Raw genomic sequence first — 14,390 nt, 5'->3', positions numbered from 1 at the left:
CACCGCCGACCGCCGACCCGGGAGGAACCGCATGAGCAACCGACGTGGCATCCGCCGGGTCTTCGTCTTCGGCCTCGTCCTCATCGCCTTCGTCGCCGTCTTCGTGGTGCGCCTCGTCGACATCCAGGTCGTCCGCGCCGAGGAGCTCAGCCGGGCCGCCGACGAGGTGCGCTCGAGCGAACGGGTCGTGCCCGGCACCCGCGGCGAGATCCTCGACGCGAACGGCGAGGTGCTCGCCGGCTCGGTCATGCGCTGGGACGTCGCGCTCTCGCCGTCGAAGGCGGTCACCCGCCAAACCCCGGATCCGGACGACCCGGCCGGCTCGAAGCCGACGAGACTCGCCGCCGGAACCGTCGACGAGGAGCTCGACCGCGACGCCGCCGCGATCGCCGAGGCCGTCGGTAAGAAGAAGGCCGAGATCCTCGAGCTGATCCGCACCGCGCTCGAGGACGACCCCGACTCCGACTGGGCGCAGGTCGCCAAACGGGTCGACAACGACGCCCGCGACCGGGTGCGGGCCCTCGAACTGCCCTGGCTCACCGTCAGCCAGCACCCGATGCGGGTGTACCCGAACGGCGCGGTCGCCGGCAACCTGCTCGGCTTCACCGACGTCGACGGCAACCCGCTGGCGGGTCTCGAACTCGGCGCCGACCGATGCATCGCCGGCGAGGACGGCCTCGAGCGCTACCTCGCCTCGCGCAACGACTGGGTCGAGATCCCCGGCAGCGCCACGACCATCGAGCCGGCGCGCGAGGGCGGCAGCCTGCACCTGACGGTCGAGACCGATCTGCAGTGGTTCGTGCAGTCCGTCGCCGCCCAGCGCGTGCAGGAGACCGGCGCGAAGTGGGCGACGGTGACGGTCATGGAGGCCAAGACCGGCCGTCTCCTCGCCGTCGCCGACGTGCCGACGGTCGACCCGAACGACCCGGCAGCGACCGACTCCGAAGACCGCGGTTCGCGCACCTTCACGGCGCCCTTCGAACCCGGCTCGACCTTCAAGGCCGTCACCGCGGCATCCGTGCTCGACGCCGGCAAGGCGACCCCGCTCGATCAGATCGTCGCGCCCTTCCGCTACCTCCCGCCGAACGGCGCCGACATCAACGACAGCTCCGGGCATGAGGACATGCGGCTGACGCTGACGGGCGTGCTCATCGAGTCCTCGAACACGGGCATGTCGCAGTTCGGCGAGCGGATGAGCGACGCGCAGCGTTACGAGGACATGCGGAAGTTCGGCTTCGGGCAGGAGACCGAGGTCGGCTTCCCCGGCGAGGAGCCCGGCGATCTGCACGGCGATCCCGGCGACTGGGATCCGCAGACGAAGTACGCCACCATGTTCGGCCAGGGCCTGACGACCACGGCCGTGCAGGTCGCCAGCGCCTACCAGGCGATCGCCAACGGCGGGGTGCGGATGCCGGTGACGCTCTCGGACGGCTGCGAGCTGCCCGACGGCACCATGACCGAGGTGCCCGAGCGGTCGGGCACCCGCGTGGTGTCGGAGCAGGCCGCCGAGCAGACGAGCCTCATGCTCGAGCAGGTCTACGAGCACGGCTGGCTCGCCGGCGACTGGGAGATCCCCGGATACCGGGTCGCCGCGAAGACCGGCACCGCGCAGGTGCCGGGCCCCGACGGGCACTACCTACCCGGATACCTGGTATCGGTATCGGGGTTCGCGCCGGTCGACGACCCCGAGTTCGTCGTTTCCGTGAGCATCATGGATCCCGTTAAGATGAATTCGTCCGCCGCGTCGGCGCCCGTGTTCCAGCAAGTGATGAGCCAGGTGCTGAAGACGCATCGGACCGTTCCATCCGGCGCCGAGGCGCCCGAGCTGCCAGGCACCTGGTGAGAAAGTTGGCGCTGTGACCGGTTCGGCTCGACAAGCCCTCCGACCCCAGCATCCGAGTCCCAGATCCCTCGGCGGGCTCGCCGAGGCCTTCGGCTTCGACGCCCGCGGCGACGTCGCCGGACTGGAGATCACGGGTGCCTCCCTGGCATCGGGCCAGGTCGAACCCGGAGACCTGTACGTCGGCGTGCCCGGCCGCCGCGTCCACGGCGCCGCCTACGCCGCAGACGCGGCCGAGCACGGCGCGGTCGCGGTGCTCACCGATCCGGCCGGCGCCGAACTCGCCGCCGGCTCCCTCGCCGCCGCAGGGTACGAGCTGCCCGTCCTCGTCACCCCCGACGCGCGGGCCGCCCTCGGCGACGTGGCCGCGTGGATCCACCGCACCGGGGAGAACCCGGCCACGCTCTTCGCCGTGACCGGCACCAACGGCAAGACGAGCGTCGTCTACCTGCTCGATGCGCTGCTGCGCAGGCTCGGCGTCGTCTCGGGCCTCAGCTCCACGGCCGAGCGCCGCATCGGCGACGAAGCCGTCACGAGCTCGCTGACGACGCCGGAGGCCAGCGAACTGCACGCCCTGCTGGCCCGCATGCGCGAGGCCGGCGTCCGCGCCGTCGGCGTCGAGGTCTCCGCCCAGGCGCTCAGCCGCCACCGCGTCGACGGCCTCGTCTTCGACGTCGTCGGCTTCACGAACCTCAGCCACGACCACTTCGACGACTACCGCGATTTCGACGAGTACTTCCGTGCGAAGCTCGAGCTCTTCCAGCCCGAACGCGCCAAGCGCGGCGTCGTCACGGTCGACTCGGAGTGGGGCCGCCGCCTCGTCGACGAATCCCGCATCCCGGTCACGACGCTCGCGACCGAGGACGCCGCAGGCGACGCCGACTGGCGCATGACGCTCGTCGAGGAATCGGCGCACTTCACGGCCTTCCGCCTCGACGGGCCCGGCGGGCGCACGCTCGAGGCCAGGGTGCCGCTGCTCGGCCGGTACATGGCCGCCAACGCAGCCCTCGCGATCGTCATGCTCGTGGAAAGCGGATTCGACCTCGGCCAGATCGAGCACGCCCTCGGCGAGCACGGCACCATCGATGCGTACATCCCCGGCCGCGCCGAGCGGATCTCGGGCGAGCGGGGCCCGGTCGTCTACATCGACTACGGTCACACGCCGGACGCCTTCGTGCAGACCCTCGGCGCGATCCGCCGGACGACCGAGGGGCGGATCGTCATGCTCTTCGGCGCCGACGGCGACCGCGACACGACCAAACGCGCCGAGATGGGCGCGATCGCCGCCCGTGAGGCCGACGTCGTCGTCATCACCGATTTCCACCCCCGCTTCGAAGACCCGGCGGCCATCCGCGCCCAGCTCATCGCGGGCGCCCGCGCAGCGGTGCCCGGCGTCGAGCTGTACGAGGTCGCCGACCCGCGGGCCGCGTTCCGCCGGGCGCTGGAGCTCGCCCGCGAGGGCGACGCGATCCTCTACGCCGGCCCCGGCCACGAGGACTACCAGGAGGTCGCCGGGCAGAAGATCCCGTACTCGGCCCGGGAAGACGCCAAGAACGCCCTGCGCGAAGCGGGGTGGCTCGCATGATCGCCCTCACCCTCGAAGAGATCGCCCGCATCGTCGGCGGCCGGCTCGTGCTGCCGGCCGGCACCGGCGCCGATGCCGCGGTGAGCGGCGCGGTCACCACCGACTCGCGCGAGATCGAGCGGGGCGGCATCTTCGTCGCCAAGCCCGGCGAGTTCGACGACGGCCACCGCTTCGCCCCGAAGGCCGTCGAGCGAGGCGCCGCGCTGCTCGTCGTCGAGCACGAGGTCGAGACCGACCCCGCCGTCGCCCAGATCGTCGTGCCCGACTCGGTCGAGGCGCTCGGAGCGCTGGCGACCGAGGTCGTCGCCCGCGTGCGCGCGCTCGGGCGGCTGAAGATCGTCGGGGTGACCGGATCCAACGGCAAGACCACGACGAAGAACCTGCTGCGCACGATCCTCGGCCACGTCGGCCCGACCGTCGCCGCCCGCGCCTCGTACAACAACGAGGTCGGCGCGCCGGTGACGATGCTCGAGCTCACCGAGGACACCGAGTTCCTGGTGGCCGAGATGGGCGCATCCGGCATCGGCGAGATCGCCCGGCTCGTGCGCATGGCCCGGCCCGACGTCGGCATCGTGCTGAAGGTCGGCCTCGCCCACGCCGGCGAGTTCGGCGGCATCGAGCAGACCGTGCGCGCGAAGTCGGAGATGGTCACCGACCTCCTGCCCGGCGACGTGGCCGTGCTGAACGCCGACGACCCGCGCGTGGCGGGGATGGCTCCGCTCACGAAGGCGCGGGTGGTCCGGTTCGGCCTCGGCCCCGGCGCCGAGGTGCGCGCGAGCGGCATCCACGCCCACGCCCGCGGCACCGACTTCACGATCGAAGCGGGCGGCGAAACCGCCGAGGTGCACTTCGGCGTGCTCGGCGAGCACCACGTCATGAACGCGCTTGCGGCCGCCGCGGCCGCCCTCGAACTCGGCGTGCCCCTCGAGCGCATCGCCGCCGCCCTCGGCGAGGTCGCCCTCGCCGAACGGTGGCGCATGCAGCTCATGGGCGGCCGCGACGACATCACCGTCATCAACGACGCCTACAACGCGAGCCCCGACTCGATGGCGGCGGCGCTGAAGACGCTCGCCCAGGTCAAGCGGCCCGGGGCGCGCACGATCGCCGTGCTCGGAGAGATGAGCGAACTCGGCGAGTTCTCGGGCGAGGAGCACGACCGGATCGGCCTCATGGCCGTGCGGCTCGGGATCTCCCAGCTCGTCGTCGTGGGGGAGGGGGCGCGGAGATTGCACATCTCCGCGATCAACGAAGGCTCGTGGGACGGCGAGTCGGCCTACGTCGAGGACGCCGAGGAGGCGTTCCGGCTCGTCGTGGCATCCGCCCGCCCGGGTGACACGGTGCTCGTGAAATCGTCGAATGCGGCGGGTCTTCGCCTGCTCGGCGACCGACTGGGAGAATGGTTCGCGTGATTGCACTGCTCACCGCAGGAGGGCTGTCGCTGGCCTTCACCCTGTTCCTGACGCCGCTGTTCATCCGGCTCTTCCGGAGGCTCGGCTGGGGGCAGTTCATCCGCGAGGACGGGCCCGAGAGCCACCACCTGAAGCGCGGAACGCCGACCATGGGCGGCATCATCTTCATCCTCGGCACGCTGTTCGGCTATTTCGTCGCGACGCTGCTCGTCTCGCGCGAACGGCCGACGGCGACGGGTCTGCTCGTGCTGTTCATGATGGTCGGCCTCGGCGTCGTCGGCTTCGTCGACGACTTCCTGAAGACCCGCAAGAAGCAGAACCTCGGCCTCGGCGGGTGGGCGAAGATCGCCGGGCAGGTGATCGTCGCGGCCGCCTTCGGCATCATGGCCCTGCAGTTCCCGAACCGGGCCGGTGTCACCCCGGCATCCACGAGCATCTCGTTCATCCGCGACCTGCCGCTGGACTTCATGGTCTTCGGCGGATTCGGCATCGTGCTCGTCGTCGTCTGGATCAGCCTCATCACGACCGCGACCTCGAACGCGGTGAACGTCACCGACGGCCTCGACGGTCTCGCCTCGGGCGCCTCGGTCGTCGCGATCGGCTCCTTCGTGATCATGGGCTTCTGGCAGTTCAACCAGTCGTGCTTCGGCGCGAGCCTGAACCCGGCCGATGCGTATCGCTGCTACGAGGTGCGCGACCCGCTGGACCTCGCGATCGTCGCGACGGCGATCGTGGGCGCCGTGCTCGGCTTCCTGTGGTGGAACACGAACCCGGCGAAGATCATCATGGGCGACACGGGCTCCCTCGCGCTCGGCGGCGCCCTCGCCGCGCTGGCGATCCTCAGCCGCACCGAGCTGCTCCTCCTGCTCGTCGGCGGCCTGTTCGTCATCGAGGCGGGCTCGGTCATCGTGCAGCGGGCCTACTTCAAGATCACGCGCGGCCGGCGCATCTTCCTCATGAGCCCGATCCATCACCACTTCGAGCTCAAAGGCTGGGCCGAGGTGACGATCGTGGTGCGTTTCTGGATCATCGCGGGCCTGCTCGCGGCGGTCGGCGTCGGGTCCTTCTACTTCCAGTGGATCTCGCAGTGAGCGAGCGGCTCGACGCGCTGACGAGCTGGCATGCCGACTGGTCGGGCCTCAGGGTCGCCGTCCTCGGGCTCGGGATGACGGGCTTCTCGGTCGCCGATACGCTCGCCGAGCTCGGCGCGCGGGTCACCGTGTACGCGGCCGGCACCGACGAGGACCGGGAGCGGATCCTCGAGGTCATCGGGGCGGGGTTCGTGCGGCATCCGCTCGACGTGGTGCCCGAGGCCCTGGCGGCCGATCCGCCCGAGCTCGTCGTCGTCTCGCCCGGCTTCCACCCCGACCACCCCGTGATCGCGTGGGCCGAGGCCCGGGGCATCGAGGTCTGGGGCGACATCGAGCTCGCCTGGCGCGTGCGCGACAAGGTGAACCCGGCCGAGTGGATCGTGGTCACCGGCACGAACGGCAAGACGACGACGGTGCAGCTGACCGCGGCCCTGCTCGCCGCCGGCGGCACGCGCGTCGCCCCGGCCGGCAACATCGGCATCCCGGTGCTGGACGCCGTGCGCGATCCGGCCGGCTTCGACGTCCTGGTCGTGGAGCTCTCGAGCTATCAGCTGCAGCGGATCCGCCGCGTGGGGCCGGGCCGGCTGGAGCCCTGGGCGAGCGTCTGCCTGAACCTCGCCGACGACCACCTCGACTGGCACGGTTCGGCCGAGGCGTACCGCGACGCGAAGGCGACCGTCTACTGGAACACCCGCACGGCGTGCGTCTACAACCGCGCCGACGAGGCGACCCGTCGCATGGTCGAGGACGCCGAGGTCGCCGAGGGCGCCCGTGCGATCGGCTTCGGCCTCGACGTGCCGGGGCCGAGCGATTTCGGCATCGTCGACGGCATCCTCTGCGACCGCGCCTTCCTCGAGGAGCGCCGCACGGCGGCCCTGGAGATCACGACGCTCGAGGATCTCGCCGCACGCGGCCTCGACGCGCCGCACGTCGTGCAGAACGTGCTGGCGGCAAGCGCACTTGCCCGTTCGTTCGGCACGCCCGTCGAGGCGATCCGCAGCGCCCTGACCGGCTTCCGCCTCGACGAGCATCGCATCGAACTGGTCTCCAGCGCGGGCGGCATCCGCTGGATCGACGACTCGAAGGCGACGAATCCGCACGCCGCCGAGGCGTCGCTCGCGGCCTTCGCGCCGGTGGTCTGGATCGTCGGCGGCCTGCTGAAGGGCGTCGACGTCGACGAGCTCGTCGGCCGGCACGTCTCCCGGCTGCGCGCGGCCGTCGTGATCGGCGAGGATCGTGCCGCGCTGCTGGCCGCCTTCGCCCGACACGCACCCGGGCTGCCGGTGGCGGAGGTCACCGCGGACGACACTGAGAGGGTGATGCCGGACGCGGTCGCCCTCGCAGCCTCGCTCGCCCGGCCGGGGGACACGGTGCTGCTCGCGCCGGCGGCGGCATCCATGGATCAGTTCGCGAGCTATGCGGACCGCGGGCAGCGGTTCCATCGGGCGGTCGACGAATTGGGGGGCGCGGGTGGCGGCAAGCTCGCGGACGACGCGCAACCGGGCGACTGAGCCCGCGCAGGCGGCGCGCATCAAACTCGGCAAGGCGCTGCGCGCCGAGTCGATGAACTATTTCCTGCTGCTCGGCACGACGCTCTTCCTCGTCGCCTTCGGCGTCATCATGGTGTTCTCTTCGCTCGCCGCGGATGCGACGGGCGCCGACTTCCTGACCCGCGGAGCGTATGCGGCCATCGGCGTCGTGCTGATGCTCATCGCCAGCCGGTTCCCCGAACGGTTCTGGATGCGCCTGGCGTGGCCGCTGCTCGTCTTCGCGTGCGTGCTGCAGCTGCTCGTGGTCGCCACGCCGCTCGGCAAGGAGGTCGGGGGCAATCAGAACTGGCTCGTCGTCGGCGGGTTCCAGTTCCAGCCGTCCGAGCTCGTCAAGCTCGCGCTGGTGCTGTGGCTCGGAGTGGTCGTCACGAAGAAGCAGGCGGTGCTCGACGACTTCCGCCGCGGGGTGCTGCCGATCATCCTCGTGGGCGGCGCCGCGATCGGTCTCGTGCTCGTCGGCGACGACCTGGGCACCGTGATGGTGATGGGCCTGTCGCTGATCGGCGCGCTCTTCCTCATCGGCGTGCGCCTGCGGTTGCTCATGCTGCCGGTGCTGGCCGCAGCGGTGCTCTTCGTGCTGTTCGCGATCTCGAGCGAGAACCGGTTGAAACGCCTGACCTCGTTCTTCGAGCAGCACTGCACCTCCTACGACCTCGAGTCGTGCTTCCAACCGCAGCAGGCGTTGTTCTCCCTCGCCAACGGCGGCGTCTTCGGCGTCGGCCTCGGCAACTCGCAGGGCAAGTGGTCGTGGCTGCCGGCGGCCGAGAGCGACTACATCTTCGCGATCATCGGCGAGGAGATGGGTCTCATCGGCGCCGTCGTGGTGCTGCTGCTCATCGTCGTGCTCGCCTACGCCTTCGTGCGGGTGCTCCGGCAGGCCTCGACGCCGTTCGCGCGGGGGGCCACCGCGTTCGTGCTGGTGTGGGTCATCGGCCAGGCATGTGTCAACATCGGTGTCGTGCTCGGAATCCTCCCCGTCCTCGGCGTCCCCCTTCCACTCGTCTCGGCGGGCGGATCCGCCCTCATCACGACGCTCGTCGCGATCGGCATCGTGCTCTCCTTCGCGCGCGAGTCGGGGGCGTGGTTCGCCCCGGCGAAGACCCGCAAGCGGAAGGCGGCGGCCCGATGACGGTGTACCTGCTCGCCGGCGGCGGAACGGCCGGCCATGTGAACCCGCTGCTGGCCGTCGCCGACGGCCTGCGCGATCGCGATCCGGGCGCCGAGGTGCTCGTGCTCGGCACGCGCGAGGGCCTCGAGGCACGCCTCGTGCCGGCCCGCGGCTACGAGCTGCTCACGATCGACAAGGTGCCCTTCCCGCGCCGCCCGAACCGGGCCGCCGTCGCCTTCCCCGGCCGCTTCGCGCGATCCATCGGCGAGACGGCCGAGATCATCCGGAGCCGGGGCGTGGATGTCGTCGTCGGCTTCGGCGGCTACGTCGCCACCCCCGCGTATCTGGCCGCACGTCGCACCGGCACGCCCGTCGTGATCCACGAGGCGAACGCGCGGCCGGGCCTGGCGAACCGGCTCGGCGCACGGTTCGCGGCGCGCGTCGGCGTCGCCTTCGCGGGCACGCCGCTGCCGGCCGCCCAGCTCGTCGGCATGCCGCTGCGCCGCGAGATCGAGACCCTCGATCGCACGAGCGGCCGGGAGGAGGCCGCCGCGTTCTTCGGCCTCGACGCCGGCCGGCCGGTGCTGCTGGCCACGGGCGGCTCGCTCGGCGCGCGCCGCATCAACCGCACGATGGTCGACAGCGCCGAGCGCATCCTCTCGACCGGCTGGCAGGTGCTGCACGTCACGGGGGAGCGCTCCGAGGTCGAGGATCCCGGCCTTCCCGGCTACCGCATGGTCGCCTACGCCGACCGGATGGATCTCGCCCTCCGTCTCGCGGACTTCGCCGTCTCGCGGGCCGGGGCGTCGACGGTCAGCGAACTGACCGCGCTCGGCATCCCCGCGATCTACGTGCCGTACGCCGTCGGCAACGGCGAGCAGCGCTTCAACGCGGCCGGGGTCGTGGATGCCGGCGGCGGCATCCTCATCGACGACGACGCCTTCCTGCCCGACGCCGTCGCCGATCGGCTCGCGCCGATCCTCGCCGACCGCGCCGCCGTGGAGCGGATGGCCGCCGCGGCCGCCTCGGTCGGCGTGCTCGACGGCACCGAACGCATGATCGGGCTGATCGACGAGGCGCTCGCCCTCCCGGGGAACACGGGCGGGGGCGCGTAACGTTGCACTGAGGACGCGCCGCACACCCGCATCCGCCCCCCGAACACCCGACCAGAGGAAACCGACCGCACCGTGACCATCAAACCGGACCCGTCAGCCCAGATCCCCGCCGAGCTCGGCGCCGTGCATTTCGTCGGCATCGGCGGTTCGGGCATGAGCGGCATCGCCCGGCTCTTCCTCGGCGCCGGCCACCGGGTGACGGGCTCGGACGTGCGCGAGTCGGCCAATATCGACGCCCTCCGCGAGCTCGGTGCCGAGGTCGCGATCGGGCATGATGCCGGCAACGTCGGCGATGCCGACACGCTGGTCGTGACCGGCGCGCTGTGGGACGACAACCCCGAGTACCGGTACGCGCTCGAGCACGGCATCCCGGTGCTGCACCGTTCGCAGGCGCTGGCCTGGCTGACCGCCGGCTCACGCCTCGTGGCGGTGGCCGGCGCTCACGGCAAGACCACCTCGACGGGCATGATCGTCACCGCCCTGCAGCGCCTCGGCGCCGACCCGAGCTTCGTGAACGGCGGCGTCATCGAAGAGCTCGGCGTGAGCGCCGGCGCCGGCGACGGCGAGCTCTACGTCGTCGAGGCCGACGAGTCGGACGGCTCCTTCCTGCTCTACGACACGGCCGTCGCCCTCATCACGAACGTCGACGCCGACCATCTCGACCACTACGGCTCCCTCGAGGCCTTCGAGGACGCCTTCGTGACCTTCGCCGAGCGCGCGCGCGAGCTCGTCGTGATCTCCGCCGACGATCCGGGTGCGAAGCAGGTGACGGCCCGGCTCGAGCACGAGCGGGTCGTGACGTTCGGCGAGGCCGCGGATGCGGCGGTGCGGGTCACCGATATCCGCACCGAGGGTCCCGTCTCCTTCGCCGTCTCGTACCAGGGGCAGGAGTACCGCACGACCCTCCGCATCCCGGGCCGGCACAACGCGATCAACGCCGCCGGCGCCTTCGCCGTGCTCACGGGTCTCGGCTTCGACCCGGCCGCGTCGCTCGAGGCGATCTCGCACTTCGCCGGCACCGGCAGGCGCTTCGAACTGCACGGCACGGTCGGCGGCGTGAGCGTCTACGACGACTACGCGCATCACCCGACCGAGGTCGCCGCGGCGCTTTCAGCGGCGCGCACCGTCGTCGGCGACGGCCGCATCATCGCCGTGCACCAGCCCCACCTCTACAGCCGCACGCGCCTGTTCGCGAAGGAGTTCGCGGACGTGCTGGAGACCTATGCCGACGAGACCGTCGTGCTCGACGTGTACGGGGCGCGGGAGGACCCGGAGCCGGGGGTGACCGGCGCCCTCGTCTCGGAGCGTTTCGCGCATCCGGAGCATGTGGCGTTCATCGCCGACTGGGCGGCGGCCGCTCGGCACACCGCGGAGATCTCCCGCCCGGGCGACTTCGTCATCACGCTCGGCTGCGGGGATGTGTACCGGATCGTGCCGCAGCTGCTCGGTGCGCTCGAGGAGCGCCCGGGCGTGCAGGCGGGCGACGGGGCCGGCGGTCCGGACCGCTCGTGAAGCGGCCCCAGGGCTTCGACCGGCGACCCGAGGCGGCCGCCGCGAAGACCCCTGCGGCGAAGACCGCGCCTGCGGCCAAGCCGTCGGCCGCCAAGGCATCGGCGGCGAAGATATCCGCGGCCAAGGGACCGGCGGCGAAGGCATCCGCCGGGAAGGCGTCCGCGGGCGGGCCCGGTTCCCGGACCGCGAAGGGCGCTTCCGGCACGACCGCGGCCGAACCGGCCGCCGCGAGGGCCGCGGCCGCCCCGGCGAAGAGCCGTCCGGCCGCCGCGTCGGCGAGGCAGAGGGCCGCGGCAGCATCGGCCGGCGACGCATCGGGGTCGCGGGATGCGGCCGAACGGGATCTCCGTCGTGCCGAACGCGCCCGCCGCGCGTACGAGCGGGCCGAGGTGCGCCGCTTCACGAAACGGAGCCGGCGCCGGCGGACCCTGCTCATCACGGCGTTCGGCTCGGTCGCGCTGCTGGCCGGGCTCGTCGCCGCGATCGCGTATTCGCCGATCATGGCGCTTCGCGACATCCGCGTCGAGGGGGCGTCGCGCCTGGACGCCGGAGCGATCGTCGAGGCGATCGACGGGGAGCTCGGCACTCCGCTGCCGCTCGTCGACGGTGCCGAGGTGCATCGGGCGCTGTCGGGCTTCAGCCTCATCGAGCGGTACACGACCGAGTCGATCCCGCCGGGCACCCTCGTCGTGCGCATCGTCGAACGGCAGCCGGTGGGCGTGCTCGAGGGTTCGGGCGGCTACGACGTGGTGGATGCCGCGGGCGTCGTCATCGAGCACCTCGATGCACGGCCCGAGGGCATGCCGTTGCTCGTCGCGCCGGGCGGCATCGCCGACGACGGATTCCTGGCGGCGACCGCGGTGGTGCGCGCGCTTCCCGAGGATGTGCGTGCGGCGCTCGTGCAGGCGAGCGCGGAGACCGCCGACGATGTGCGGCTGGAGCTCGGCGGCGGTGCGGAGGTCGTCTGGGGCTCGCCGGAGGACTCGGAGGTGAAGGCGGAGGTGCTCGCGGCCCTCATGCGCGCGGCTCCGCCCGACACGGTCTCGAGCTACGACGTCTCCTCGCCGTCGAGTCCGGTGACGGGCTGAGGCGTCGCACGGCGACATCCGTACCCGGATGGGGGAGTCGGGATCGCGACACGCGGGTATCCTTTCGACCCGTGCGCCCGCGCGGCGCTTAGCGTCTTCACCAGGAATTGCATACTCAGCAAAACTTTAACCTTCGACTTGAGGTTTAGAGTTCGCGACGGAGGCCGGAATCATGTCGACAAACCAGAACTACCTCGCCGTCATCAAGGTCGTCGGAATCGGCGGGGGCGGCGTCAACGCCGTCAACCGCATGATCGAGCTCGGCCTCCGCGGCGTGGAGTTCATCGCCATCAACACCGACGCGCAGGCCCTCCTCATGTCGGATGCCGATGTGAAGCTCGACGTCGGCCGCGACCTCACGCGCGGCCTCGGCGCCGGCGCGGATCCCGAGGTCGGCCGCCGTGCCGCCGAAGATCACGCGGAAGAGATCGAAGAAGCCCTCGCGGGCGCCGACATGGTCTTCGTCACGGCCGGCGAGGGCGGCGGCACCGGCACGGGCGGCGCCCCCGTCGTCGCGCGCATCGCGAAGTCGATCGGCGCGCTGACCATCGGTGTCGTCACGAAGCCGTTCAGCTTCGAGGGCAAGCGCCGCCAGACCCAGGCCGAGCAGGGCGTCGCACGCCTGAAGGAAGAGGTCGACACCCTCATCGTCGTGCCGAACGACCGGCTGCTGGAGATCAGCGACCGCGGCATCTCGATGCTCGAGGCCTTCTCGACCGCCGACCAGGTGCTGCTGGCCGGTGTGCAGGGCATCACCGACCTGATCACCACCCCCGGTCTCATCAACCTCGACTTCGCCGACGTCAAGTCGGTCATGCAGGGCGCGGGCTCCGCGCTCATGGGCATCGGCTCCTCGCGTGGGGCGGATCGCGCGATCAAGGCGGCCGAGCTCGCCGTGGCGAGCCCTCTTCTGGAAGCCTCGATCGACGGCGCGCACGGCGTGCTGCTGTCGATCCAGGGCGGCTCGAACCTCGGCATCTTCGAGATCAACGACGCCGCCCGGCTCGTGCAGGAGGCCGTGCACCCCGAGGCGAACATCATCTTCGGCGCGGTCATCGACGACACCCTCGGCGACGAGGTGCGCGTGACGGTCATCGCGGCCGGCTTCGACGGCGGCGAGCCGACGTCGACGAGTGCGGATGCCGAGGCGCGCCGCCCGAGCTTCGCCGCGGCCGCCCCGGTGCCCGAGCCCGTCGGCGTCGGCGCGCTGGGCGGATCGGCGTCGCTCTCGGCGTCCGCCTCCGCTCCGCGCGAGGACGCCCCGCAGCCCTCGCTCGGCCTCGACGAGGTGCTCGGCGGTGCCGATTGGGGCCAGGTCGAGGCCACCCCGAAGGACCCGACCGTCGGCGACCCCGCGTTCGACGACGACGGCGAGGACCTCGACATCCCCGACTTCCTGAAGTGAGCGACGAGACGCTCGCCGGCCGCCTCGCGGCCGTCCGGGCGGGCATCGCCGAGGCGGCGGATGCGGCCGGCCGAGACCCGGAAGGCGTCGAGCTCATCGTCGTGACGAAGTTCCACCCGGCCTCCCTCGTGCGCGGCCTCGCCGAGGCCGGCGTGCAGGACGTCGGCGAGAACCGCCACCAGGAGGCGCGCGCCAAGGCCGTCGAGCTCGCCGAGCTCGGCCTGCGCTGGCACTTCGTCGGTCAGCTGCAGTCCAAGAAGGCCCGGCAGGTCCGCGAGTACGCCCACGCGGTGCACTCCATCGACCGGGTATCGCTCGTGACCGCGCTCGGCGTGGACGACGGCCGCACGATCGACGGCTTCATCCAGGTGAACCTCACCGAGGACCCGGGCCGCGGCGGCGTGCAGCCGGAGGAGCTGGATCCGCTCGCCGAAGCCGTTCTGGCAGCCGAGGGCATCCGCCTGCGCGGCCTCATGGCCGTCGCCCCGCTCGGCGAGCCGGCGCGGCCGGCCTTCGCCCGCGTGCGCGCCCTCTCCGAGCGCCTGCAGCGGCTTGCACCGGATGCCCGCGCCCTGTCCATGGGTATGAGCCACGATTATCCCGATGCGATCCTGGAGGGTGCGACACACCTCAGAATCGGAACCGCAATCACGGGGAATCGCCCCGGGGCCGGTTAGCCTCGGTGTG

11 protein-coding genes are annotated in these 14,390 nt (G+C 71.8%); all 11 read left to right on the top strand.

Translation table 11 applies throughout. The features are described from left to right. Nucleotides 1–31: 31 nt before the first annotated feature. The 11 genes from G127AT_RS01205 to G127AT_RS01155 all read left to right on the top strand — a co-directional run bounded on the left by G127AT_RS01205 (nucleotide 32) and on the right by G127AT_RS01155 (nucleotide 14,380). Complete coding sequence (locus G127AT_RS01205; RefSeq protein WP_210899009.1) at nucleotides 32–1,843, top strand: peptidoglycan D,D-transpeptidase FtsI family protein; 1,812 nt, start codon at nucleotides 32–34, stop codon at nucleotides 1,841–1,843. A 13-nt stretch (nucleotides 1,844–1,856) separates the two neighbouring features. Further along, on the top strand, nucleotides 1,857–3,425 hold the full coding sequence (locus G127AT_RS01200; protein WP_210899007.1) for a Mur ligase family protein: 1,569 nt from the start codon (nucleotides 1,857–1,859) through the stop codon (nucleotides 3,423–3,425). Then, entirely contained in the window at nucleotides 3,422–4,834 is a 1,413-nt protein-coding gene (locus G127AT_RS01195; RefSeq protein ID WP_210899005.1) for a UDP-N-acetylmuramoyl-tripeptide--D-alanyl-D-alanine ligase, read from the top strand. Before G127AT_RS01200 ends, G127AT_RS01195 begins: the two co-directional genes overlap by 4 nt. Next, a complete protein-coding gene (gene mraY, locus G127AT_RS01190; protein WP_210899003.1) occupies nucleotides 4,831–5,925 on the top strand; it encodes a phospho-N-acetylmuramoyl-pentapeptide-transferase in 1,095 nt (364 codons plus the stop codon). The genes G127AT_RS01195 and mraY overlap by 4 nt, the downstream gene beginning before the upstream one ends. Continuing rightward, a complete protein-coding gene (gene murD / locus G127AT_RS01185) occupies nucleotides 5,922–7,436 on the top strand; it encodes a UDP-N-acetylmuramoyl-L-alanine--D-glutamate ligase (RefSeq protein ID WP_244857674.1) in 1,515 nt (504 codons plus the stop codon). The genes mraY and murD overlap by 4 nt, the downstream gene beginning before the upstream one ends. Continuing rightward, nucleotides 7,396–8,604: a peptidoglycan glycosyltransferase FtsW gene (locus G127AT_RS01180; protein WP_210898999.1), complete on the top strand. Its 1,209-nt coding sequence runs from the start codon at nucleotides 7,396–7,398 to the stop codon at nucleotides 8,602–8,604. The genes murD and G127AT_RS01180 overlap by 41 nt, the downstream gene beginning before the upstream one ends. Continuing rightward, the gene (locus tag G127AT_RS01175) at nucleotides 8,601–9,698 is read left to right on the top strand and encodes a UDP-N-acetylglucosamine--N-acetylmuramyl-(pentapeptide) pyrophosphoryl-undecaprenol N-acetylglucosamine transferase (protein ID WP_210898996.1); all 1,098 of its coding nucleotides are present in this window, start codon (nucleotides 8,601–8,603) and stop codon (nucleotides 9,696–9,698) included. The genes G127AT_RS01180 and G127AT_RS01175 overlap by 4 nt, the downstream gene beginning before the upstream one ends. 72 nt (nucleotides 9,699–9,770) lie before the next feature. Beyond that, complete coding sequence (murC, locus tag G127AT_RS01170) at nucleotides 9,771–11,210, top strand: UDP-N-acetylmuramate--L-alanine ligase (RefSeq protein WP_210898994.1); 1,440 nt, start codon at nucleotides 9,771–9,773, stop codon at nucleotides 11,208–11,210. Then, the gene (locus G127AT_RS01165) at nucleotides 11,207–12,298 is read left to right on the top strand and encodes a cell division protein FtsQ/DivIB (RefSeq protein ID WP_244857673.1); all 1,092 of its coding nucleotides are present in this window, start codon (nucleotides 11,207–11,209) and stop codon (nucleotides 12,296–12,298) included. The genes murC and G127AT_RS01165 overlap by 4 nt, the downstream gene beginning before the upstream one ends. A gap of 172 nt (nucleotides 12,299–12,470) precedes the next feature. Continuing rightward, the gene (gene ftsZ / locus G127AT_RS01160; protein ID WP_210898992.1) at nucleotides 12,471–13,703 is read left to right on the top strand and encodes a cell division protein FtsZ; all 1,233 of its coding nucleotides are present in this window, start codon (nucleotides 12,471–12,473) and stop codon (nucleotides 13,701–13,703) included. After that, nucleotides 13,700–14,380: a YggS family pyridoxal phosphate-dependent enzyme gene (locus tag G127AT_RS01155; RefSeq protein WP_210898990.1), complete on the top strand. Its 681-nt coding sequence runs from the start codon at nucleotides 13,700–13,702 to the stop codon at nucleotides 14,378–14,380. The genes ftsZ and G127AT_RS01155 overlap by 4 nt, the downstream gene beginning before the upstream one ends. Nucleotides 14,381–14,390: the final 10 nt, after the last annotated feature.

The sequence above is a fragment of the Agromyces archimandritae genome (assembly GCF_018024495.1).
Taxonomy (GTDB): Bacteria; Actinomycetota; Actinomycetes; order Actinomycetales; family Microbacteriaceae; genus Agromyces; species Agromyces archimandritae.
The sequence above is the reverse complement of the archived record's forward strand: the minus strand, read 5'-3'. Positions and strand labels throughout refer to the sequence as shown.